The sequence below is a fragment of the Bacillus sp. AK124 genome (assembly GCF_053903085.1).
Genome location: NZ_CP096378.1, coordinates 1,930,930 through 1,952,867, shown reverse-complemented (window position 1 = coordinate 1,952,867; position 21,938 = coordinate 1,930,930). Strand labels below are relative to the sequence as shown.

The 21,938-nt window shown below is 45.3% G+C and carries 24 protein-coding genes, 1 other RNA gene, 1 pseudogene and 1 riboswitch; of the genes and pseudogenes, 6 read left to right on the top strand and 20 right to left on the bottom strand.

The genetic code is table 11. The features are described 5' to 3' along the window. Nucleotides 1-6: 6 nt before the first annotated feature. A riboswitch (purine riboswitch) is annotated at nt 7-106 on the bottom strand. A 139-nt stretch (nt 107-245) separates the two neighbouring features. From M1E06_RS09840 to M1E06_RS09820, 5 genes and pseudogenes are all read right to left on the bottom strand, one after another. Next, complete coding sequence (locus tag M1E06_RS09840) at nt 246-1,748, bottom strand: carboxypeptidase M32 (RefSeq protein WP_026579406.1); 1,503 nt, start codon at nt 1,746-1,748, stop codon at nt 246-248. Nucleotides 1,749-1,863: 115 nt separating this feature from the next. Continuing rightward, nucleotides 1,864-3,783 carry an ATP-dependent DNA helicase gene (locus tag M1E06_RS09835; RefSeq protein WP_026579405.1) on the bottom strand — a complete coding sequence of 640 codons (1,920 nt, stop codon included), beginning with the start codon at nt 3,781-3,783 and terminating at the stop codon, nt 1,864-1,866. A gap of 108 nt (nt 3,784-3,891) precedes the next feature. Continuing rightward, nucleotides 3,892-4,068 (bottom strand): hypothetical protein, encoded by a 177-nt coding sequence (locus M1E06_RS09830; protein ID WP_020451906.1) that lies wholly within the window; start codon nt 4,066-4,068, stop codon nt 3,892-3,894. Nucleotides 4,069-4,265: 197 nt separating this feature from the next. After that, the gene (locus M1E06_RS09825; RefSeq protein WP_026579404.1) at nt 4,266-4,628 is read right to left on the bottom strand and encodes a hypothetical protein; all 363 of its coding nucleotides are present in this window, start codon (nt 4,626-4,628) and stop codon (nt 4,266-4,268) included. 146 nt (nt 4,629-4,774) lie between these two features. Further along, nucleotides 4,775-4,896, bottom strand: a pseudogene (locus M1E06_RS09820) (IS1595 family transposase); the annotation flags it as partial. A 255-nt stretch (nt 4,897-5,151) separates the two neighbouring features. Between M1E06_RS09820 and M1E06_RS09815 the strand changes: the two are divergent. Beyond that, complete coding sequence (locus M1E06_RS09815; protein ID WP_020451908.1) at nt 5,152-5,613, top strand: hypothetical protein; 462 nt, start codon at nt 5,152-5,154, stop codon at nt 5,611-5,613. A 128-nt stretch (nt 5,614-5,741) separates the two neighbouring features. Here M1E06_RS09815 and M1E06_RS09810 read toward each other — a convergent pair whose 3' ends face one another. From M1E06_RS09810 to M1E06_RS09775, 8 genes are all read right to left on the bottom strand, one after another. Further along, a complete protein-coding gene (locus M1E06_RS09810; protein ID WP_026579403.1) occupies nt 5,742-6,893 on the bottom strand; it encodes a THUMP domain-containing class I SAM-dependent RNA methyltransferase in 1,152 nt (383 codons plus the stop codon). 95 nt (nt 6,894-6,988) lie between these two features. Further along, an RNA gene (gene rnpB / locus M1E06_RS09805) (RNase P RNA component class B) lies at nt 6,989-7,375 on the bottom strand. Between the two features lie 52 nt (nt 7,376-7,427). Then, on the bottom strand, nt 7,428-7,724 hold the full coding sequence (gene gpsB, locus M1E06_RS09800) for a cell division regulator GpsB (protein ID WP_003182873.1): 297 nt from the start codon (nt 7,722-7,724) through the stop codon (nt 7,428-7,430). A gap of 80 nt (nt 7,725-7,804) precedes the next feature. Next, a complete protein-coding gene (locus M1E06_RS09795) occupies nt 7,805-8,356 on the bottom strand; it encodes a DUF1273 domain-containing protein (protein WP_020451910.1) in 552 nt (183 codons plus the stop codon). Nucleotides 8,357-8,472: 116 nt separating this feature from the next. Next, nucleotides 8,473-8,742 (bottom strand): CotD family spore coat protein, encoded by a 270-nt coding sequence (locus M1E06_RS09790; RefSeq protein ID WP_020451911.1) that lies wholly within the window; start codon nt 8,740-8,742, stop codon nt 8,473-8,475. Nucleotides 8,743-8,983: 241 nt separating this feature from the next. Next, nucleotides 8,984-10,297, bottom strand: coding sequence for a ribonuclease H-like domain-containing protein (locus M1E06_RS09785; RefSeq protein WP_035339366.1), 1,314 nt, complete (start codon nt 10,295-10,297; stop codon nt 8,984-8,986). Nucleotides 10,298-10,302: 5 nt separating this feature from the next. Continuing rightward, nucleotides 10,303-12,546, bottom strand: coding sequence for a DEAD/DEAH box helicase (locus M1E06_RS09780; protein WP_051967080.1), 2,244 nt, complete (start codon nt 12,544-12,546; stop codon nt 10,303-10,305). A gap of 132 nt (nt 12,547-12,678) precedes the next feature. Continuing rightward, the gene (locus M1E06_RS09775) at nt 12,679-13,185 is read right to left on the bottom strand and encodes a PTS sugar transporter subunit IIA (RefSeq protein WP_020451914.1); all 507 of its coding nucleotides are present in this window, start codon (nt 13,183-13,185) and stop codon (nt 12,679-12,681) included. A gap of 172 nt (nt 13,186-13,357) precedes the next feature. Between M1E06_RS09775 and M1E06_RS09770 the strand changes: the two genes are divergently transcribed. Next, the gene (locus M1E06_RS09770; protein WP_023857414.1) at nt 13,358-13,777 is read left to right on the top strand and encodes an Hsp20/alpha crystallin family protein; all 420 of its coding nucleotides are present in this window, start codon (nt 13,358-13,360) and stop codon (nt 13,775-13,777) included. Nucleotides 13,778-13,795: 18 nt separating this feature from the next. Here M1E06_RS09770 and M1E06_RS09765 read toward each other — a convergent pair whose 3' ends face one another. Beyond that, nucleotides 13,796-14,242, bottom strand: coding sequence for a YppG family protein (locus tag M1E06_RS09765; RefSeq protein WP_020451916.1), 447 nt, complete (start codon nt 14,240-14,242; stop codon nt 13,796-13,798). A gap of 178 nt (nt 14,243-14,420) precedes the next feature. On the opposite strand from M1E06_RS09765, the gene M1E06_RS09760 reads away from it, so the two are divergent. Beyond that, complete coding sequence (locus M1E06_RS09760; RefSeq protein ID WP_011198064.1) at nt 14,421-14,621, top strand: YppF family protein; 201 nt, start codon at nt 14,421-14,423, stop codon at nt 14,619-14,621. A 23-nt stretch (nt 14,622-14,644) separates the two neighbouring features. Here M1E06_RS09760 and M1E06_RS09755 read toward each other — a convergent pair whose 3' ends face one another. Beyond that, nucleotides 14,645-15,016, bottom strand: a complete 372-nt coding sequence (locus M1E06_RS09755; RefSeq protein WP_023857415.1) for a YppE family protein — start codon at nt 15,014-15,016, stop codon at nt 14,645-14,647. Nucleotides 15,017-15,073: 57 nt separating this feature from the next. Beyond that, nucleotides 15,074-15,301 carry a YppD family protein gene (locus M1E06_RS09750; RefSeq protein WP_035338535.1) on the bottom strand — a complete coding sequence of 76 codons (228 nt, stop codon included), beginning with the start codon at nt 15,299-15,301 and terminating at the stop codon, nt 15,074-15,076. Between the two features lie 198 nt (nt 15,302-15,499). Between M1E06_RS09750 and sspM the strand changes: the two genes are divergently transcribed. Then, nucleotides 15,500-15,604: an acid-soluble spore protein SspM gene (gene sspM, locus M1E06_RS09745; RefSeq protein ID WP_009328007.1), complete on the top strand. Its 105-nt coding sequence runs from the start codon at nt 15,500-15,502 to the stop codon at nt 15,602-15,604. A gap of 31 nt (nt 15,605-15,635) precedes the next feature. Here sspM and M1E06_RS09740 read toward each other — a convergent pair whose 3' ends face one another. Continuing rightward, nucleotides 15,636-16,595 (bottom strand): DUF2515 domain-containing protein, encoded by a 960-nt coding sequence (locus tag M1E06_RS09740; RefSeq protein ID WP_035338534.1) that lies wholly within the window; start codon nt 16,593-16,595, stop codon nt 15,636-15,638. 52 nt (nt 16,596-16,647) lie between these two features. Between M1E06_RS09740 and recU the strand changes: the two genes are divergently transcribed. Both recU and M1E06_RS09730 read left to right on the top strand, forming a co-directional pair. After that, nucleotides 16,648-17,244 carry a Holliday junction resolvase RecU gene (recU, locus tag M1E06_RS09735; RefSeq protein ID WP_003182896.1) on the top strand — a complete coding sequence of 199 codons (597 nt, stop codon included), beginning with the start codon at nt 16,648-16,650 and terminating at the stop codon, nt 17,242-17,244. 57 nt (nt 17,245-17,301) lie between these two features. After that, the gene (locus M1E06_RS09730; protein ID WP_035338532.1) at nt 17,302-19,971 is read left to right on the top strand and encodes a penicillin-binding protein 1A; all 2,670 of its coding nucleotides are present in this window, start codon (nt 17,302-17,304) and stop codon (nt 19,969-19,971) included. A gap of 20 nt (nt 19,972-19,991) precedes the next feature. Here the strand turns inward: M1E06_RS09730 and M1E06_RS09725 are convergent, their stop codons facing one another. The 3 genes from M1E06_RS09725 to M1E06_RS09715 are packed head-to-tail and all read right to left on the bottom strand — an operon-like array spanning nt 19,992 to nt 21,869. Beyond that, nucleotides 19,992-20,495, bottom strand: coding sequence for a YpoC family protein (locus M1E06_RS09725; protein WP_035338530.1), 504 nt, complete (start codon nt 20,493-20,495; stop codon nt 19,992-19,994). After that, a complete protein-coding gene (gene nth, locus M1E06_RS09720; protein ID WP_023857420.1) occupies nt 20,492-21,154 on the bottom strand; it encodes an endonuclease III in 663 nt (220 codons plus the stop codon). The genes M1E06_RS09725 and nth overlap by 4 nt, the downstream gene beginning before the upstream one ends. 16 nt (nt 21,155-21,170) lie before the next feature. Continuing rightward, a complete protein-coding gene (locus M1E06_RS09715) occupies nt 21,171-21,869 on the bottom strand; it encodes a DnaD domain-containing protein (RefSeq protein ID WP_023857421.1) in 699 nt (232 codons plus the stop codon). Between the last annotated feature and the right edge of the window lie 69 nt (nt 21,870-21,938).

Sequence of the window (21,938 nt, the reverse complement as noted above, 5' to 3'; positions counted from 1 at the left end):
ACGTTCGTTTTCTTAGCGCCCACTCATAGTCGGACATTTACGGTGTCCGGTAGAAACTTGCGTGCCATATCCACGCGATTATATGAGTGATATAATGTATCAAATTATATCAACTTTCGATCCGGTTGAAAAGGGATAAAACAAAAAAGACGAACCTGCACACATTTTTTTCAGTTTAATGTTCGTATTTAACAGAAAATTCTGATCCAAAAATCCCTCCCGGGCTCACGGGAGGGATTTCTTTTTTACAAATAGAGTGTTGTATATTTTTCTTTCAGGTAGCGGATTAAATGACGGACGTTTAATTCTTCGCTTGTCGCAGACTTGATGATGTCCAACGGTTTTTTTCTTTTGCCGTGGATGTGAACGTGCTCTGTCAGCCACTTTCTGATCGGTTCAAATTCGCCGTTTTCAATCATGCGGTCAAACTCCGGAAAATCTTTCAGCATGCTTGATTTCAGTTGAGCCGCATACATATATCCGAGCGCATATGAAGGGAAATAACCGAAATCGCCGCCGGACCAATGGACATCCTGGAGAATTCCTTTAGCATCGTCAGGAGGCTTAATGCCCAGATATGCTTCATATTTGTCATTCCATAGTTTCGGAAGGTCTCTGACCGATACTTCGCCGCTGAAAATCGCTTTTTCAATTTCGTAGCGAATCATAATATGCAGCGGATATGTCAGCTCATCAGCCTCAATCCGAATCAGCGACGGCTTTGATTCATTAACGGCCCTGTAGAACCCTTCGGCAGTAACGCCTGCAAACTGGTCAGGACTTGCTTCTTTTATTTTCTCAAAATACCGCTTCCAAAAACCTTGATGTCTGCCGATAAAGTTCTCATAGAAAAGGGATTGGGATTCATGTATCCCCATTGATGCGCCGTCTGCTAAATTGGTTCCGCCCAGCGCTTCATCAATGTTCTGTTCATAAATGGCATGGCCGCATTCATGAATCGTTCCGAAAACGGCCGAGCGAAAATCGTTTTCATTATATGCTGTGGTCACCCGGGCATCCCCTTGACTGATCGTCACCTGGAAAGGATGAACCGTCTCATCCAGGCGCCCCGCCTCAAAATCATAGCCCAGTTCTTTTAAGAAAAAGTGGCATACATCGCGCTGCCGCTCTTTTGGAAAACGTTCGTGCACAAAGCCCGTATCAGGCTTTTGATCACTGGCGGCAATCTTTTGTACAAGCGGAACGATCGCCTCCCGCAATTCAGAAAAAAGGCCGTCGAGCTTTTCGACTGTAACGCCTGGTTCGTATTGGTCCAAAAGGGTGTTATAGGGGTGGCCTTCATATCCCCAGTACGAGATAAATCGTTTTTTAAAGTCGATGATTTTTTCTAAATACGGAGCAAAGAGAGAAAAATCGGACGCCTTTTTCGCTTTTTCCCAGACGGATTCCGCTTTGGATGTCAGCGTCGTATATTCTTTGAACTCCTCTTCCGGAATCTTGCTGTTTAAATCGTATTCTTTTTTCGCTTCCTCAACCGCTTTCTGTGTATCGGCAGGCAGATCCTGTTTTTGCTCGGCAAGGGCATCCAAAAGCTCCTTCATCCGCGGGGACGTTCTCATTTGAAAGACGTCTGCCGACAATTGTCCGATCGCTTCGGCGCGGCTTTCTTCGCCTTTTCTCGGCGCGCCCGTCCTCATATCCCAATACATCACGTTAATCGCCTGCTCATACCGGCTGATTTTCTTTAATGTTTCTAAAAACTCTTTTTCATATGTATTGATCGACATCATTCATCCTCCTCTTCCCTTATATGATGCGAATTGTAATCAGACTAATGGAAATATTTACGAAAGTCAACTTTTATGCAACCAAAAAAAAGAAAAGCGGGATGTCCGCTTTTCTTTATACATAAACCGGCTGAACAGGAAGCACAGATTCGACTTCTTTTATCACATTCCATTCTTGTTCATCGCCCGCAAAAATGCTGATCGTGCCGCGGTCGCTGTTTGATCTGATCAGACGGCCGATGCCTTGGCGCAGCCTTAGCAGCATGTAAGGAAGGTCTACTTCGCGAAAGGCGTTTTCCAAACCGCTCCGCTTCGCTTCAAACACAGGATCATGCGGCGGAAAAGGAAGCGACCAGATGATGACATGTTGCAGCGGATCTCCGGGAATATCGAGCCCTTCCCATAGATGCACAGAGCACAAAACGGATTCTTCAACCGTTTGAAACTTTTCAACGATTGTACTGATTTCTTCATCCCCCTCAAAGTAAACAGGAAACGAAAATGATTCCTGTGCAGTCCGGCGCTTGAAGGACAGAAGCTCCTCAAAAGACGGAAACAGGATCAGCGTTTTCCCGCCCGATTCTTTGATTGCACGGATTGCCGCTTTTTCTTTTGCTTCTTTTTCCTCAATTCGATGGATGCACACTTTCATCTGCTCTTCATAGTCGTACGGCGAATCAACGGTAAATGATAAGTAGTCGCGGATCCCAAGGCTTGTCGCTAAATAATCGAACGATCCGTTTTCCGATAATGTCGCCGATGAGAAAATAAATGGAATCTGCTTGGAGAACACTTTTTCTCCGAGAACTTCGGAGACGGTTCTCGGCATGACGACGAATGTTGACTCAAGCTCTTTTTGCTCAAGCCAGCTGATCGCATTTTTCCTGTAGAGCGAAAGGGAGTAAGCCATCTGTTCGAGATACTCTTCAACAACGGTTAAAGCGTATTGGTCGATCGTGTACAGCTCGCCTTCAAAAACGAGCGCCTCCCCGATCTTTTCAAGCAAATCATACAGCTCGGCGGCCGCTTTTTTCAGATTGGCATGATCTTTGATGCGCATGCGCTCAGAGCCTTCTGCTTTTTCGGCGTTTTCTGAAAGCAAACCGAAAAATTCGTCGTTGGCGCGAAGCGCTTCTTCGACAAGCTCTGCAAATTCTTCTCTGATGTCATTGCCGAGCAGGCGCTCGAGAAACATTTCGAGCGTCGATTGCTTCACCCTGTACGTCAGCGCCTTTTGCGCCGCAAACTCGAGCAGATGCCCTTCATCGAAAACCACAGCGCTGTGTTCCGGCAAAAGCGGAAGCTGGCCTTCCCGTTTTCTCGCCTCTTCTGTCCAAACGTGCTCCATATAGAAATCATGGGAACAGATGATGAAATCGGTTGATTTTCGATAATGGTCTCTTGACAGTGTAAGTCCGCATCGGTGCCTCATGTCGCACGTGAGACAGTCTTGAAAAGAATCGTAACCGATTTCAGACCATTCATCATTTGATAAAGACGAATACTCTTTGCGGTCGCCGTACGGATAAAAAGACTGCATGCCCTGCGATTCATGAACGAAAGACGGCAGACTTTCGTAGAGGTCAAGCCATTTCTCATCATCAGATCGCTGCATCGTTTTCTCCAGTTTTTTCAAACATAAATATTGATCATGCGATTTGCTGAGCCTTGCGTCAATCGTCAAGCCCAAATGCTCGGAAATTTTGTAAATATCGCCTTCTTTTTTGACGAGCTGTTCGATCAGCGTCTCATCCGCACAAGCGATGACCGCCGGCTTGCCCGTATACCTGGCATAGCTCAAGGCAAACAGAAGATAGACGAGCGTTTTTCCGGTTCCGACTCCGGCTTCTGCAAACATGACCTTCTTTTCCTTAAATGCCCGTTCTAATTGAAAAGCCATGAATATTTGCTCATCGCGCAAATCAAAGCCTTTTTCAGGAAGAATATCGTAAAATACATCACCGATCCAATTGTTCAGTTCTTCATAAAAGTTTTTTGTTTTTGTTAATGAAAAAGGCAGACGAGATGCTGTCACCCTGCTCCAACCCCCAACTATCGAGTTTTCAGAACTTCTATCCTATCACTATGATTCGGGAAATTCAACAAGAAAGATTTGAGAAAAGGAGCAGGAAGCCTCTCTTAACTATTTCCGGTAAATCGAATGCGTCAAAAACGGATGATCCGTCGATTCCATATGGCTGATCGCGTTTTTCAATTCTTCCTTAGCATATGTAAGGCGCTCTTCGCCAATGTCCTCGAGCTGGTTTTCTGACGTCTCCAGCGCTTTTTGAATCATATGAATGTGATCGCTGTTCAACATGAAATCACCCCTTTTCAAAATCAATAATCCCGAGTATATGCAGGATGAATCGTTTTTATACAGGCTGATTTTATGTTTTTTCTTTGCTCTTGATAAATACGCAAAAATAAAGGGAATCCATAGTGAAAAATGGTTTCCTTCAATCTTGTTATGTAACTCACCCAATTCCGGAACAATTAAAAACTTTAAGAACCGTCTTATATAAGACGGTTCTCCAAAGATTCGATTGCCAGTTTTAGTGCAGTCAAGCGACGCTCTTTTAATGTTTTTTGAGGACTGCCTTCTTTTGCTTTGGCTATTTGTTTTTCAATAGATGGAATGATACCTTGTAAAACTTCTTTAGAAGTCAATATGATTTCTTCGTTATAGCCAAAATCTTCTCCATTCCAAATACCTTTTAGGCTTTCTAAACCAATTTTTACTGCGTTTAGTCTCTTTTTGACAAGAGTTGTGTTTGAACCTTTTTCTTTCGTGCTTTTATAAGCATTTGTTAGTTTATTAAAAGTTGACTCCAACGATTGAATGGAAAAATCTTGGATTTCTTGGCTGACAGAATTCATATACAAACCTCATTTTTCTTTTTTAATGATTCAACATTTTTTAACAATCTGCTTAATGGTTGAATTAGGACTGCACATTCATTTTTGCGAGTCGTAAACTGTCATTTCGACTATCGACAAATAAAAATCAAGATATTTCGCAGCGACAATCGACCACTCACAGTGGAAGAAGGTTCAACATAGCGTTTAACCCATCTTGTTCTTTTTGGGTGTGTGGTAATCTGCTGATATCCTTTAACAAGTTGCTAAACGCTTTGCTCTCCTTGATAACTTACCATCGAATATTTGTTCTGATTTTGATTGTATCAAAATTTCGGGGAAGTTATCAAATATCAACATTTACGTTTAACCGTTTTCACAGCGGTCAAACACCCTTTTTCCAGTCAAACAACAGCTTAACATCAGATAGTAAGGACTGTGTTAGACAATGTGCGCTTTATCCACAATAAAAACCCAGTCTATTCTGTTTTTCTATCATATCCTGTAGGGACTTAAAAATTTATAGACTAAAGGTGGAGAGTTTATGTACTATTATGAACCGGCAAAGAAAGATTATTGGGATTATGATTATGATCCTTACAAGAAAGATCACGATTATTGCAAAAAGGACTACTACTACCATGAGCCTTGCAAAAAAGACTTCTATTACCATGAACCTTGCAAGAAGGATTACGATTATTGCAAAAAGGATTATTACTACCATGAGGATTACAAAAAAGACTACGATTACCACAAGCCTTGCAAGAAGGATTACGATTATTGCAAAAAGGATTATTACTACCATGAGGATTACAAAAAAGACTACGATTACCATAAGCCTTGCAAGAAGGATTACGATTATTGCAAAAAGGATTATTACTACCATGAGCCTTGTAAAAAAGACTACGATTACCACAAACCTTGCAAGAAAGACTGCTACTATGAGCCGCGCAAAAAATGCTATGATTCGTCTTATAAAAAGAAAAATGATTCATGGATTTACTAGTGAATCGATGTTTTGCCATGCGCTTTTAAGGGGATAATCCCGCGGGCGCGCAAATTTAAAAACGCCGTTCGGCGGCTTTCCAGCTATGGAAAGAAAAAAGGCTGCCGTTTCATGGCAGCCTTTTAGCTTCACTTCTCTTTATTCGGTTTTGGCGGCCTTTTCCCCCAATACTGGTAATAGTCCGTCTTAATAAAACCGTTAAAGAGTTTCCGTTTTTTTGTCGCTTTTTTCCCGTAGCACTCTTCAAAACGCTCGTTTGATGTCAGCATGTAAACAGACCACGTATCAAGTCCGGCAAATGCTTCGCCCATATCTTTATACATGGCTTCGACTGCTTTCTTTTCACCGAGGCGTTCCCCGTACGGCGGATTTCCGACAATCACGCCGTATTCCTCTTTCGTCCGAAAATCCTTTACCTGCATTTGCTTAAATTCGATGAAATCGGCTAGTCCCGCTTCCTCGGCATTCGCTTTGGCGATCTCGATCATACGATGATCCAGGTCATACCCCGAAATTGACAGCGGCTGATCATAATTCGCTTTGTCTTCGACTTCAAGCCTTGCTTGATCCCACACTTCTTTGCCGATCCATTCCCATCTTTCGGATGCAAAATCCCTGTTGAAACCCGGCGCAATATTTTGGCCGATCAAAGCCGCTTCGATCGGTATCGTGCCCGAACCGCAAAACGGATCGACGAAAGGTCTGTCAGGCGTCCAATTTGTCAATTGAATCAATGCTGCAGCGAGGGTTTCTTTCAGCGGCGCTTCCCCTTGACCGGTTCGGTATCCCCGTTTATGAAGCCCGGCTCCGGATGAATCAAGCGTAATGACCGCTTTGTCTTTTAAAAGGGAGACTTCGATTTTATATTCCGGGCCTGTTTCCTCAAGCCACCCGCCTTGTGTCTGATACGCTGATTTCAGCTTCTCGGCGATCGCCTTTTTGACGATGCGCTGGCAGTCCGGCACGCTTGCAAGCACTGATTTAACAGACTTTCCCGTCACGGGGAATGAGGCGTGTTCAGGAAGATAGGCGCTCCAGTCGATCGCTTTTGTCTTCTCGAATAACTCGTCAAAGGTCTTGGCCGTAAATTCGGCAACCTGCACTTTCACCCTGTCAGCAGTTCTCAGCCACAGATTGGCTCTGCAGATGGCGAGGGCATCACCTTCAAACACGACTTTGCCGTTGTCAACCGTACAATCATATCCTAGATCTCGCACCTCTTTGGCAACGATCGCTTCAATTCCCATCGGCGCTGTTGCAATTAATGTATAGGTTTTCATCATATCACCTGTTTTTATGTATGTTTTTTACATGATAAAAGCTCTCCTACCTGCGGAGAGCTTATACATTGTCATCATCATAATAGTGTGTAACGTTCTGTAAGCCATGTTTTGTTCCGTCGTACTGCTGTCGGCTGCTAAGCCTCGTACTCGGGTGGTAATCATCTATCTACAGAGTCAACTCTGTCCTTCTTTCCGTTCATTTCCGTCCAGAAGGTTCCCCTACCAAAATTTGGGTTTCTCGCTCGAGGGGTTTACCGCGTTCCACTCTCACCATTTCTAGTGAGACTTCGTCACTGTGGCACTTTCAAGGATACTCAGCCATATCCATAAAGGACGTAGGCTTTTTTCCTGCCGTCAGCCTTCTGCAAGGCTGCCCTAGCTTATGACTTCGCTAGGCACGAACACTACGGGCATCTCAGCACCGTGCGAGCATGGACTTTCCTCTACAGATGTAAAATCTGCAGCGATTACCCGAACGTTAAGACATCAACTATTATAGCTTAGTTTGTTCTAAAGGGCAAGCGGTTTTCATCAATCGTATAATTTGCTTCCAAACACATGTTTTTCCAAATTGGAAAGCCGTTTTAGAATATCAAAATTGGTCGTATTTGATTGAGCCGGCTGTCTCTTGTTCGCTTCTTCAAGCTGTTTTTTCAACTGCAGGTTTTCCTGCTGCAATTCTTCGATTTCCTGATGGAAGGCTTCATAGTCTTTAATGACCATGTCCAAGAATTTGTCAACATCTTCCTGCTTGTAGCCTCTGACTCCTGTTTTGAATTCTTTTTCCAAAATTTCTTTAGCAGAAAGCTTCACTTTATCAGCAAGCATCTTTTTCACCTCATATCGTGAATCATCATCTTATATTTTTTCAGAAAACGTGTGCAATGTCAAATTTTCTCTTGCACTTTTTACTCTTCGTAAAAGCTGCTTTCTTCAACGGTGACTCTCAGGTCATCCATCGTAATCGTGTAAATCGGAAAATCGCGTTTTTCTTGAGCTTTTTTTGCTTCATTCAGCATATAAACAGGCGAGCCTTCTCTTTCCTCGTCGTACAGAATCAATAAGCCATCCGCCTTTTCGATGAAAAACCGGTTTTTTTGTTTAAATTGGACCGGGCTTTCGTACGGCCTGTGTGTCAAGCTTTCAGTGAAATCGCTGGCTGCGAGCACAGCTTCATACTGCTCTTGATTTTTCTCGTTCCACTTCTTTTCCTGTTCCAAAAACGGAGTGATAACCGCCACTTTCAAGTCGGGATATTCTTCCTGCAGCGAAAACGCAACTTCCGCCGCCCATAGTTCCGTGCCGAGCTGGCCTGAGATAAGGATCCATTCCAGCCCTTCCTCAAGCAGGGCGGTCAATCGGTTTTCAAGCGCTTTTTTTATGTAGAACAGGGCCTTGTCTTCCTGTTTGAAAATCCCCAGTTCAAACGGCTTGTACCCTGTAACGGCCAATACTTTCATTATGATCACCTGCTAAAAAATGGGGCCGTATTCCGCCCCATTTTTTTAAAAGATATTCTGTTGCTCACGTTCAATCCGGCGCTCGTTCATCCTGACAAAACTTCCGAAAATCCTTTTTAGTAAGGACCCATACCCATTCCAGGTCCTGGCATCGCTCCAGGCCCGGGCATCATTCCTGCGCCAGGGCTCACGAAGTGCTGATGTGATGCCTGGTTGACAGCTGATTGAGTTTGCGGGAAGTAATGAACATGCTGAAAATGCTGATGGTTGACATTCGTTGTGTGCTGCGGGTGAATGTGCGGTACGACGGTTTTGCTTTGCGTATGGTTGTAGCAGCATTGAGTAGGATGAACAATCGGCGCCATTACATGCGGTTTACAGTGCATGAAAATTCCCCTTTCTTTAAGCTTCTATATACACTATTAAACTATGAAGCAAGGGGTAAACATGTACTAATATAAAAACCTATTTTAAAAGTAAGCCATAAAGCTTTCCTTGAAATTCGTCATGATTAATACGATAAACAGTACGACGACAAAAAACAGATAAAACAGCCCCTTATACATATCGACGCTCCCTTCAAACCATTCTAACGCTATTTTACAAGAAGCGATCGGTTTCTACAATTCATAACATGCTTGAAATGTTTGGCTTTCGAAGATCGTCGTTTTCTGCGCTTGCCCGGGGAATATTTCGTCCGAATTTCCTTTCCAGCCGCTCGCGCCGTTTCAAAAGACCGGCTACTTCTTTTTCGGTCAGCTCAAACTTTTGTGAACCGTGCTGCAGCATCAGGTTATCCGTTACCTCGAGGGCGGCCCGAATGTCCCGCTTTCGATGTTCAAAGTATTTGGCGAGTTCGATGCCTGCGCGCCAGGCGGTTTTTCCGTCTGTTCCATTTTGGAGCTTCAGCCAAAGGGATGCGGCTTCTTTTAGCATGCCCTGCTTTTTATACTGCATGGATAAATCGAATGATGCGCGTTCAGACTGCTCGAAAGGCTTTTTTTCAAGCTCCTGCAATTGCGCTGTCGCAAGCTCTGTCTCCCGGTTGGCGAGAAGCCATTTGGCCATCGCGTACTTTTCGTTTGCTTCCGCTGTCTGCTCCGGAGTGAGGATTTTCTTCGATAAATGGATGTAAAGAGAAATTAAAGAAAGCACGTCAAGCTCATTGTGGCGCAAAACGCCTTCAATGATTTCCGGACGCTCCTCCTTTAAAAAATGAAAATACATCATCGGCGCCAGGTAGCCCGGCGTATCTTCAGTTCTTCCAACACCCAGCTCTTCCTTTTCCACCGTCCCCAAAGAGACGCGGTCAAACTTATGCTTCCAAAGGCGGCGGGATCCGTGGAGCAGGTCAAAATGGCCGAAATCCGGCAGCTTCGGAACCCTGTCGCGGATCAGCGTGTGCCTCGTTTTCACCTGAGGCCAGTCGAACGCTTTCCCGTTATAGGTGACAAGAGACTGAATATCGACTTCACTCAGGAAGCTGTGATAGAGGGCGGCTTCGTGCCCCGGCTTTGGCAGCAGATGCTGTTTGACGACTACGCGGTCGTCATACACCCGTGCATGGCCGAGCAAAAAGATCGCATTGCCGGCCCCTCCCCCGAGACCGGTCGTTTCCGTATCAAAGAAGAAAAGCTGGCTCGGTGTATACCCTTTGCTTGAAAGCGAATGGGAAACGTCGCTGTTGTTCCAGCGCCTAACCGTCTCATGCAGTTCAGAAAATGCGTAATGGCCATGAACATGTGTCAACGGATAAACGACTTCCCTGATCAGGCAATAGCAGTCCTCAAACACATACGGTTTAACACCGAGTTCGGCCCATTCTTTCTCAAAGCCGACGGACGCGGAAGTCCGCTTTTCTGCCGGAGAATCCGTTTTTTCTTCTTTCGCTTGATTTCCCAGGTGATGCTTATAGCGGTTAAGTTTTCGTTTTAAAGACATTCCGCTCAACCTTTCCAGCCTTTTAAAAGGCGCAGCGCATTGTTTTTTGTCTGATCGCCGCTGCCGCCCACTCCTATGCAGGAAGGGCATCCTGACTCACACGGACATCTTGAAATCAGCCGATGCGCTTCACTGATGATCTCAGGCATTTGTTCATACACTTTCTGAGACAGCCCCACTCCGCCGGGATAGCGATCATACAAAAAGATCGTCGGCTTTTCGTTATGAACGGCTTTAATTTGCGGAAAAACGTGCAGATCAGACGGATCGCACATCACTTTTAAGGCGGCGACATGTCCCAGGACGTTTGCAGTCCCAAGCAAAGCTTCTTCCAATTTGATGTCGTTCCAATTTTGCCGCTCCTCATCGTTCACCTGCACCCAAGCCGCATTGGTATGCAGTTCCTCTTCAGGCAGATGAATCGGGCCTGAGCCGATATTTTCATGCGTCTCAAATTTTATTTTCTTAAAAATCGTCGCTTTCGCCTGAACGGTCACATCCCCAAAACCGAACGCTGCGGTTTCTGTCTTTTTCTCCTTGTCAACTTCGAGAACTCTCAATAGGACGGCGAGATTGGCATCCGTATAGTAATCAACTTGAACCTCGCGGACAAACGCCTTTTTCTCCTCCCAGTCAAGCTTTTCCACCTGGTATTGGATGCCTTGATGCAAATAAATGGCTTCATCGTGCAGAAGCGTCATGGCGCTGAACCTGTCCATTTCCCCGATCACTTTCGCCTTCTCGCGCTTTGACTGATCAATAATGACAACATTTTCCTGAGAAGCCGACCTCAAGCTGATGCCGTGCGCCGGAAAAGCGTCATTCATCCAGTGATACGTGTTCCCGGTTAAGTGGAGGACTCTTTCTTCTGCCAAGTAGTCAAGAATATCCTCGATGTCGGCACCGCCGAATGTGTCCGTTCTTTTGAAAGGCAGTTCAAAGGCTGCGCATTTAATATGATCGACAAGAATGACCAGGTTATCCGGATTAATGACGGCAGTCTCGGGATTTTGTTTAAAGAAATAGTCCGGATTCTGTACAATGTACTGATCGAGCGGGGCGGAACTTGCCACCATGACAATCAGCGCTTCGTTGTGCCTTCTTCCAGCGCGGCCGGCCTGCTGCCAGGCGCTCGAGATCGTTCCCGGATATCCGGTCATGATGCATGTCTGCAGCTGTCCGATATCAACGCCCAGCTCAAGCGCATTCGTGCTGACAACGCCTTTAATGTCCCCGCTGCGAAGGCCTTTTTCAATGACGCGCCGCTCGTTCGGCAGATAGCCGCCCCTGTACCCCTGAATCGAATGAGGGCCGACAATCGGTTTCATCACTTCCTGCAAGTATGTCAATATAATTTCAACCCGGACTCTGCTTCTTGCAAACACAATCGTTTGAATGCCGTTTTTCAGAAATTCGGATGCGAGCTTTCTCACTTCAAGGGTCGCGCTTTTCCTGATGTTAAGCGAACGGTTGACCATCGGCGGGTTGTAAAATAAAAAATGCTTTCTTCCCGACGGGGCGCCGTTGTTTGAAATCAGATGCATCGGCTGCCCTGTGAGCGTCTCAGCGAGCTCCAATGGATTGGCGATCGTCGCGGATGTACAGATAAACTGCGGCTTGCTTCCGTAAAATTCAGCGATCCGCATCAGCCGTCTGATGACATTGGCTACATGGCTGCCAAAGACTCCCCTGTATACGTGAAGCTCATCGATGACGATATATTTCAGATTTTCAAACAATGACACCCATTTTGTATGGTGGGGCAAGATCGCCGAATGCAGCATATCCGGGTTTGTAATGACGATATGTCCTGCTTTTCTGACTTTCTGCCTGATCGAAGGCGACGTATCTCCGTCATATGTATAACAGTTGATCGACGCACCGATTTCATCGATTAATTCGTTCAGTTCACTTTTTTGGTCCTGCGACAATGCCTTTGTCGGAAAAAGATATAAGCTGCGCGCATCCTGGTCTTCTGTGATCCGCTGAATGACGGGCAGATTGTAGCAAAGCGTCTTCCCGGATGCCGTCGGCGTCACAAGCGTCACGTTTTTGCCGGCGGCGCTGTGCAGAAACGCGTCAGCCTGATGGGAATACAGCTTTTCTATCCCTCTCTGCTGTAAAGCATGCACGATTCTTTTATCTAAACCTTCAGGAAAATCGCGGTAATCCGCTTCTTTTTCCTCAATTGTATGCCAATGAACAATTTGCCTGCTGAAAGCTTGGTCTTCTTTCAGAAGCTGAATCATATCTGTCAAATTTCGTTTTTGAAACAACGCTGTCACCTCTCCCTTCTATTTTAGCGAATGTCCGTTCGTTCTGAAAGAGGTGATTTCCTGAGAAAATGAAAAAGCAGAGAATCGCTCCCTGCTTTTTTGCTGTTACTTAACTTTAAGCTCCATGAGCTTTGTCTCGCTTTTTTTCGCCTTTGCCTCTTCATGTTTTGTGACGCGCTCCAACACATCACCGTTCATAATGACGATCGGCGTAATGGTGCTGCTCGCTTTTTCCTTGATCAGTTCCAAATCGCACGTTATCAAAGGATCGCCGACTTTTACTTTGTCTCCTTCTTTGACATGGGCTGTGAAACCTTCGCCTTCCATCGCTACGGTTTCCAGACCGATATGAATCAAGAGTTCCACGCCGGACAGTGAACGGATGCCGATGGCATGTTTTGTGTGGAACAGCTGGATCACTTCCCCGTCGACAGGTGAGACGATCTCGCCTGCGGAAGGCTCGACAGCCATTCCGTCACCCATCATCTTTTGGGAGAAAACGGGGTCAGGGACTTTTGAAAGTTCCAAAACTTGTCCGTCTACCGGTGAAAAAACGGTTTCTTCTTTCATTTCATTTTGTTTCTGACCAATACCGAATAATTTTTTCAGCAATACAGTTGGGCTCCTTTCAAAACGCCTCTTTATGATGGCTATTAAAAGAGGAACAGGTTAAATAAATCTTTGGATTCCCCACTATTTAACCACACTTTCAAATTCCCATCAATGAATAACCATACCAAGAGCCCCTGCATAAGCTGAAAATAAAAAACCGGGGTGATGAAGAATGGATTTCAAGGAAAACGACAATCACTCGCTCAGCAAGAAAGACGAAATTCAAGAAGCGGTTGAACAGTTATTTTACAATTCACCTTTCCACGATATTTTAAATTCATTCCAAAAACTGATATCAGACCAGCTTCAGAATTCCACCATTTCCATGAACATCAGAGAGGAGAATGAGGCGCTTCACGTCGACATTGCCGTTCCTGAATCGTTTCAAAACGGAGATATCATGATTGAAGCGAAATCGAGGTATCTTCATGTCGCCTTGAAGGAGAAAAAAGAAAGCGGCGGTTCTTCATCGTTTACAAGCCTGTCCAGAACCGTTTTGCTCCCATATCCCGTCCGCGAAGAAACAATGAAGACGTCGTGGAACCAAAATATCCTCACGGTCTCATTTCCGGAGCAAAAAAAGCATGAATGACCTTCATCCATGCTTTTTTTATTTGAAGAATCCCATAAACCCTTTGGCCAGCGCTCCGACCTGGTTGACCGTGCTCACCATCTGGCCAGCGGTGTCCATCATTTTGCTGAAATCAAACTGCCCGTTCTTTTTTTTGAATTGCGACAGAAAGCTTTGAAACTGTGATGGCTGGTGGAGATTCGGCCGCGGCGAGGGATATGGATGCTGATAAGGAAATGCCTGAAACGGCGGAAGCGGCGGCTGCATTTGCTGCTGAACAGGCTGATGATAGACTGAAAACGGGTCCACATTCTGCTCGATCGGCTGCTGATAGGCCTGCGGCCGCTGAGCTGGATGAGCGTACGGGACGGTTTCCTGGCTGTAGTACGGCTGAACGGGATGATAGGCATGATGGTTTTGCTGATCGGCTTGAACATACGCACCGGGGCCGGAATAAGGATATACGGCGGTTCTCCTCTCTTCCATCTTTCCTCTCCTCCTAAAGCCCTTTTTTATATGTGTATGATATAAAGGCATTTCCTGTTCCAAAGGTTCTGTCACAAGTTTGTCAAAAAGTGTCGAAAATTTTAATATTTGAAAAACAGAAAAAAGTCGAATTGTTATGGTACGATATTATTAATATAAAGGAGAGGGGATGCACCATATGAACGTATCATACTTAAGAAATTGTTTTGCCGAGATGAAACAGTATGAGACAGACTGCATGAACAAACTGATGGATTTTGCCAAGTTTTTGTATATCCAGGGACATCTGACATTAAACGAATTTCGCACAAGTATGAAAGTTCTTGAAGCGAATGGCGCACAGCACCCTGCTTATGATATGAATACGGACGCCAGCTAAACAAACAAAAAGAAGACCGGGTTCTAATCCCGGTCTTCTTTTAATATATCGTCTTCTACGTTTTTCAGCGTATAGAGGACGGACTCCGTCAGATCTTTAAAGCGTTTTTTATGGATTTTGCAGAAGTAGGACTGCATGAAAATTTCATTTGCATTTTCCTCAACCGAGCTGAGCTGCTCTTCATAAATGTATTTTGGCCGTTTCGCCTTGATATAAGGCAGGCTTTCCGCCAGCCAGCTTTTCACTGTTTGTTCGAATCTCTCGACAGAAGGTTTGACAACCTCGAAAAAATCGTATTCCGTCCCTTCCTCTTTTCCCTTACTGTATCGTTCTTCCGCTTCTTTTACGAGGCGGATTAATTCCCGTGTCTGTACAAGAAGAGATTGTGTATCCAATTTTTTCACCTCGGGTTTATCGTACCAAAGGAAGACGACCGTTACAACGAATCCGGCTTATGCCGTCTCTCCTCTTGGCTCCACTCCCATTAACGTGCTGTTTAAACAAGCTGAGAGCTCTGCCAGTTCTTTTTCAATCAGATCGAGCCGTTCGTTCCAGCCAGCCCGCTTTTCATGCTCCGCCCGGCGTACGGCTTCTGTCAAAGCTTTCTCAGCAGACGACATGTCTGATTCCGTTTCCAAAAGCATTTGAAGGACCGAGTCTTTGCTTGCAAATCCGTTCATTTGCTTCCCTCCTTTTTGATCGCCTTCTATGCATTCTCCCCTATGCGCCCCCTCTCCTCCGCAGCTGACAAAACTAGAAGCAAACCGCCAAAGAAACTCATTTTCCAGCCAAACGCCCGCTTTCGACAAGTGATCTTGCGAAAAATGGTATGATCAGCGCTTTTTTGCAAAATCTAAAAAGGTAAGGAGGTGCCCGCTGTGGAAAACAACAAAAAGAAATCACCTGCGAAAACAAAACCTGATGCTAAACAAACAGACACACTGGATAAGAAATTAGGCGGACCTAATCGCCCGTCCACTTAAAAAGCAAGGAGAACCCTTGCTTTTTTCTGTTTTACCTCTTATTCAGCCAATGCTCCAGTGAAAACAATGCCTGCAGCTGCCTTCTTTTTTGAAAATACCAATCGGTGATTTCGATCGTTTTCGGCAGTTTTTCATCTTTGAACATCGCCTCTCTCTTTCCTCCGCGAAACCAATCGGATTTTAATCCGTCTAATGAATGGGCAACAACGGGATAACACGTTCTCAAAAATGGCGAGGTTCTGATTTTAACCCCTGCCCAGCGTTCCATATCAAAGCGCGACCCGGTATGCGGAACACATGATGTAAAGTGAAAAAAACCGGGGAAAAGCTCAGGCGAAAACAGCAGCTCGCTTAATTGCTTGCCGAGCTTGATCCTTTCCTTTAAACTAGTGAAGCGTTTGACAGACACGCCGTAAAAAACGCCTTCTACCGTCGGAAAAATGACTGTGTTGAAGTGAAACCATTCACATAGCTGAAAAGGAATCGTCTGAAAAACATTCTTTTTAAACAAAGGATTTTGTATAATAGGAGTTTGGATAGTGTTTTGTTCATTTATAATGAGAGCGTACATGAGCCGCTTTTGATCGCGCTCATGCCAGAACCGCTCCCACTCCGTTTTCATAAATGAAGACACACCAAATGAGGAGAGCAAATGAAACAGCGGCTGGCCAAGCTGCTTGGACCAATGGTATAACAGGAGCTGCGGATAGGCGTCCGAAAAAATCAGCCAGTTCGCTCTTTCATACGTTAAAAACAGCCAGTTCTGCTGAAAAGCCGTAAGTCCGAGCTCGAATAAACGCCCTTTTAAATCGGTCATCGACCAGCCGGCATTCCTGGAAACAAATGAAGCCAAAAGCGACCACTTGATTTCAGGATGGCGGTCAAAGTAGCGTTTGTAGGCATTTGTCCGTGAGATATTGTCCTTGTTCAGTTTTGCGGTCAGCTCTTGAATGCGGCTCGTCAGCTCCGCCGCGGAAAAAGTGTTGTGCAAGATCAGCCACTTCCGTTAGTATCCAGATTTTTGTAAAAGGAGGATGAAGAAAGTGATTCGTTACCCGAACGGCAAATCGTATCAGCCGAAAACAGCTGCCTCATCCTTGCAAAAGAAGCCGTCGTATTCCAATCGCGGCATGACCCTCGAAGATGACCTGAATGAAACGAATATGTATTATCAATCTCATTCGATTGCGGTCATCCATAAAAAACCGACTCCTGTACAGATTGTTCAGGTCGATTATCCGAAGCGAAGCGCTGCGGTGATCAAGGAAGCATATTTCAAGCAGTCGTCAACTACTGATTATAATGGGGTTTATAAAGGCCGCTACATCGATTTTGAAGCGAAAGAAACGAAGAGCCGGACCTCTTTCCCGCTTCAGAATTTCCACGATCATCAGATCGAGCATATGAAGCAGGTTGTGGCGCAAGACGGCATTTGTTTTGTTATCATATCCGCTTTTGAAGAAATTTATTTTTTGGAAGCAGAAAAATTATTTTATTTCTGGGAGCGGAAAAAGCAAAACGGCAGAAAATCAATCCGAAAAGACGAGCTTCAGGAAGCCGCTCACCCTATTTCACTTGGATACTCGCCAAGAATTGATTATATTAAGATTATTGATCAGTTGTATTTTTCGCCATCATAAATTATGATTTTAAAGTCATGTGAGCGGAAAGGTTTAACTACGAAAGGTTGAGATGTTATGTCAGATCAATTTAACAGCCGCCAGGAACGGCGAAAAGCCCAGCAGGGCAATAGCAGGTCTAATACTCATTCTAAACCCAAGAAAAAGAAAAAAGCAGGATTGTTTAAGAAAATTCTTTTATCCATTTTAATCATTGGTGTTATCGGCTTGATTGCCGGGGGCGTCACTTTTGCGGTGATGGTAGCGGACTCGCCGTCCCTTGATGACGCAAAACTGAAAACACCGTACTCTTCCACCGTCTATGACAAAAACGGAAAAGAAATCGCCGAAATTGGTTCAGAAAAGCGGACGTACGTGTCGATTAAAGACATCCCTGATTCCGTCAAAAACGCATTTCTTGCAACGGAAGACGCGCGTTTCTATGACCACCACGGCGTCGACCCGATCCGGATCGGAGGAGCGCTTCTGGCAAACTTCGAAGGCGGATTCGGTTCTGAAGGCGGAAGTACGATCACACAGCAGGTCGTCAAAAACTCTCTTCTGTCACATGAAAAAACGCTGAAACGGAAAGTCCAGGAAGTCTGGCTGTCGTTCCAGCTCGAAAGAAAATATTCAAAAGACGAAATTCTGGAAATGTATTTAAACCGGATTTACTTCTCGCCGCAGGCCTATGGTGTCGGAAAAGCGGCTGAGCAATTCTACGGGGTGACAGATCTAAACGACTTAACGGTCGAGCAGGCCGCAACGCTTGCCGGCATGCCGCAAAGCCCGAATAACTACAACCCGATTAAACATCCGGAAAAAGCCGAGAAACGGCGCAATGTCGTACTGAGTCTGATGAATAAACACGGCTTTATCTCTGACGCAGAGTACAACAAAGCGAAAAAAGTAGCCGTCACAAAAGGCCTTGTCTCTCCGAAGGAGTACGCAAAAACAACGTCCAACAAATACAGCGCGTTTATCGAGCAGGCCGTCGCCGAAGTGAAAGAAAAAGCGAACGTCACTCCGGGAACGGACGGACTGAAGATTTACACGACGATTGATACAGATGCACAGGATTATGTGGATGAGCTGATGGACGGCGATTCGATCCAGTATACCGAAAAAATGCAGGCCGGCCTCACCTTGCTTGATACGAAGACCGGAGAAATCCGCGCACTCGGCGGCGGACGCGACCGGAAAGCAGGCGAATTTAACTATGCAGTAGATACGAAACGTCAACCTGGTTCAACGATTAAGCCAATCCTTGACTACGGCCCAGTCATTGAGAACAAGAAATGGTCGACGTATGAACAGATTAACGATGAAGCATACACGTATTCAACCGGTGATCCGATTAACAACTATGACAGAAGACACAGAGGCTGGATATCGATGAGAGAGGCACTTGTCGATTCTCGGAACGTTCCAGCTTTAAAAGCGTTCCAGGCAGCCGGAAAAGATAACGTGTTAAATTTTGCAAAAGGCCTTGGCCTTTCGATTGATAAGGATGAGTTGCACGAATCGTACGCAATCGGCGGCTTCGGAAACGGTGTGTCGCCTCTGCAAATGGCCGGAGCGTACAGCGCATTCGGCAACAACGGCTACTACAATGAGCCTCATACTGTTACAGCGGTGGAATTCAATGACGGCACAAAGCTTGATTTGACGCCTGAATCAAAGGCAGCCATGAGCGATTATACCGCATTTATGATAACGGATATGCTGAAAAGCGCTGTTCAGCGAGGAACAGGAACAGCCGCCCAAGTCAATGGCGTTACTGTAGCAGGTAAAACGGGTACGACGAACTTTACCGAGGACGACATTAGAAAACACGGCATAAGTCGAAATGGAGCGAGGGATTCATGGTTCGTCGGCTATACGCCGCAATATACGGCAGCGGTCTGGACCGGTAAAGAAGGCTTTAATTCGCTGAGCGCAAACGAACAGCAAGTCGCCAAACTTCTGTTCAAAAAACTGATTGCCAAGGTGGACAACGGCAGCGGCTCATTTGAAAAGCCTGACAGCGTCGTTGAAGCGACAGTTCTAAAAGGCTCGAACCCGCCGGTGCTTGCCAGCAGCAACACGCCTAGCGATAAAAAAGTCACTGAGTACTTTGTAAAAGGCACACAGCCGACGACTGTTTCGAAAAAATATGAGGAAAAAGAAGATGCCGACAAGCCGACAGGTTTGAGCGCAGAATATGATGAAGCATCAAAGAGCATCAAGCTTTCATGGTCATATTCCGGAGACGGTGATGTATCCTTTAAAGTCAAACAATCTGTTGACGGTGGTGGATACAGCGAAATTCAAAGCAGCAGTGCGAAAGAAGCCGTCATACCGAATGCAAAAGAAGGATCCGTCTACAAATTCCAAGTCACGGCCGTTACTGAAGATGGCGAAAGCGACCCTGCTTCTGTGACGCTTAAAGTCAACGCGGCTGAAGATGATGAGTCAAAAGCGGACGATGAAAAGAAAGACGAGGATGACGAGAAGAAGCAGGATGCTGATGATGATCAGGACAAAGACAAACAAAATAACGGCAACTCTAATCAGCCGGATGATCAAAATTCAGGCAATCCAGATCAAAACAATCAAAATCCGGGAAATACAGACGGCAGAAAAGATGATGACGCCGATGATCAAAACAAAGATCAGAATAAAGACAAAAACAAAAACCCGGATCAAGACAGCAACACAGATGATCAACAAACAAATTCCAATGGTCAATCAACCGGCACCCATTAATCTAAAAAGCCACTCACAGTTTAGTGAGTGGCTTTTTTATGATTGATGGCAACATATTTATAAAATTGCTTTTTCATTTCCGTAAACAATTCGTCAAGCTGAATAAAACAATGATACTGCGTTGGTTTCTGGAGGATAAACTCAAGGCGTTCCGTCCAGTTCATCGGCTTGGCTCCAAAATCCTTACGGGTGATAGCCTCCCAGTTGAGACTTGTGACAGGCTCCCCCATCGTCCAGTGAAGGCTTGCGATCAAGCAGCACACCCCGTTCAGCATATCATCCTGGCTGCACCTTGACTTTCTCGTTTTAAAGACGGGCAGAACCTTTTCTTTTGTACGCTCCCAAGCCGCAAACAGAAGCGGAACCCATTCTTCCGCATGCTCCCACGGCTTGTCCTCTTCTATGTCCTGAAAAAAATCGCAGCAGAGCGGATTTTCCGAAAGAACGTCAAGCCTTTCGCCGGATTCCGGTCTTCTCTTACGCAGCGTTTTTTCGTATTCGTCCAACAGAGAAACGCTTGTCACGGCAGCTTCACCAGCCCTTTTTTATATCGTTTTTGCCCTTCCCTGCACAGAGAAAACAACGGGCATTCTTCACATTTCGGCCTTTGCGCCTTGCAGTGATAGCGTCCGAAAAAGATCAGGCGGTGATGAGTAACGGACCACTCTGATTCAGGCACTTTTTTCATCAGCGTCTTTTCGACTTCCGTGACCGAATCCTTCCATCTGCAAATGCCGAGCCTTTTTGAGACCCTTTCCACGTGGGTGTCGACGGCAATGGCTGGAACACCGAATGCAACGGAAACGACGACATTGGCGGTTTTTCTCCCGACGCCCGGAAGTTTCACCAGCTCATCCCGGTCTTTCGGCACTTCACCGCCGTATTCTTCCAGCAGCATTTTGCAGAGCTTTTGAATATTTTTTGCTTTATTCCGGTATAAGCCGATCGATTTGATGTCCTGCTGCAGCTCTTCAAGCGGAACAGCAAGATAATCTTCAGGCTTTTTATATTTTTTGAAAAGCGTTTTCGTCACTTTATTGACAAGCGCATCTGTGCATTGGGCCGATAAAGCGACGGCGATGACAAGTTCAAACGGATTGTCATGGACTAATTCGCATTCAGCATCCGGAAACATTTCACCGATTGTTTCTAAACAAAACTCGATCTGTTTTTTTGTCAGCATGTCTTCACCTTTCACTTTATTGTTCAAGCCAATTGTAAAAAGGAACCTGTCTTGTATACTCCTTTTGCTCACTCTGCCGCGGTGCGGTCTTCCGCCTGAATCTTTGGCTGTAGTTTGCGGCTTGTTCGACTGTTGAAATGCCGTTTTTCTTCCACTCAAACAAAATCCGGTCAATGTAGCGGAAATTGAGTTTTCCTGATATGACGGCTTCTTTGAGAGCTTGTTTGATCAGCTGTGCATCGTGATGATCCTGGTCAAGCCAGATGCTGAGCGTCTCGCATTCAAGCGGAGACAGCGGCCGCGCAAATTCCTCTTCAAAGATCGTATAAAGGCTCTTCTCTTCGCCTTCATTCTGTTCAGCGAGTTTCTTCTGCTCGTCCATTTCAAGATGCTCAAACAGCTTGCCCCAGAGAGGTTCGAGCGAATACTTTTCAAACTTAATGCCGTTCTGGTCTTCGCATTCTTCTATATAGATGAAGCCTTTTTGAATGAACATTCTCAGCATGTTCATACATTGTTCGGTTTCAATCGACATCGTCTTGCTTAATTCCTCCGGCGTCGGAAAAAATGAACCTCTTTCAACATGCATTTTAATGTTTAAGAGCAGCATGAATTCTGTCTCATTTAAGCCAAGCTCCCGATAGTTCAAAAAAAGCAGATTCGGAATGGTGACAGATCCCATCTCCTGCATCTTAATAAAGTGCTGTTTTTTCATTCGATACACCTCTTACCTTCCAGTATATCATGGATGACTGTGAAAAAGTCTCCTGCAATCAGGAGACTT

Coding starts and splice junctions, on each gene's coding strand:
- M1E06_RS09785 (WP_035339366.1), bottom strand. CDS start 10,297: ATGTCTTTAAAACGAAAACTTAACCGCTATAAGCATCACCTGGGAAAT.
- M1E06_RS09770 (WP_023857414.1), top strand. CDS start 13,358: ATGGATTTCAAGGAAAACGACAATCACTCGCTCAGCAAGAAAGACGAA.
- M1E06_RS09795 (WP_020451910.1), bottom strand. CDS start 8,356: ATGAAAGTATTGGCCGTTACAGGGTACAAGCCGTTTGAACTGGGGATT.
- M1E06_RS09765 (WP_020451916.1), bottom strand. CDS start 14,242: ATGGAAGAGAGGAGAACCGCCGTATATCCTTATTCCGGCCCCGGTGCG.
- M1E06_RS09760 (WP_011198064.1), top strand. CDS start 14,421: ATGAACGTATCATACTTAAGAAATTGTTTTGCCGAGATGAAACAGTAT.
- M1E06_RS09780 (WP_051967080.1), bottom strand. CDS start 12,546: ATGATTCAGCTTCTGAAAGAAGACCAAGCTTTCAGCAGGCAAATTGTT.
- M1E06_RS09815 (WP_020451908.1), top strand. CDS start 5,152: ATGTACTATTATGAACCGGCAAAGAAAGATTATTGGGATTATGATTAT.
- M1E06_RS09790 (WP_020451911.1), bottom strand. CDS start 8,742: ATGCACTGTAAACCGCATGTAATGGCGCCGATTGTTCATCCTACTCAA.
- nth (WP_023857420.1), bottom strand. CDS start 21,154: ATGCTGACAAAAAAACAGATCGAGTTTTGTTTAGAAACAATCGGTGAA.
- M1E06_RS09840 (WP_026579406.1), bottom strand. CDS start 1,748: ATGTCGATCAATACATATGAAAAAGAGTTTTTAGAAACATTAAAGAAA.
- M1E06_RS09715 (WP_023857421.1), bottom strand. CDS start 21,869: ATGAAAAAACAGCACTTTATTAAGATGCAGGAGATGGGATCTGTCACC.
- M1E06_RS09830 (WP_020451906.1), bottom strand. CDS start 4,068: ATGTTGAACAGCGATCACATTCATATGATTCAAAAAGCGCTGGAGACG.
- M1E06_RS09730 (WP_035338532.1), top strand. CDS start 17,302: ATGTCAGATCAATTTAACAGCCGCCAGGAACGGCGAAAAGCCCAGCAG.
- M1E06_RS09750 (WP_035338535.1), bottom strand. CDS start 15,301: ATGAACGGATTTGCAAGCAAAGACTCGGTCCTTCAAATGCTTTTGGAA.
- M1E06_RS09810 (WP_026579403.1), bottom strand. CDS start 6,893: ATGAAAACCTATACATTAATTGCAACAGCGCCGATGGGAATTGAAGCG.
- M1E06_RS09825 (WP_026579404.1), bottom strand. CDS start 4,628: ATGAATTCTGTCAGCCAAGAAATCCAAGATTTTTCCATTCAATCGTTG.
- gpsB (WP_003182873.1), bottom strand. CDS start 7,724: ATGCTTGCTGATAAAGTGAAGCTTTCTGCTAAAGAAATTTTGGAAAAA.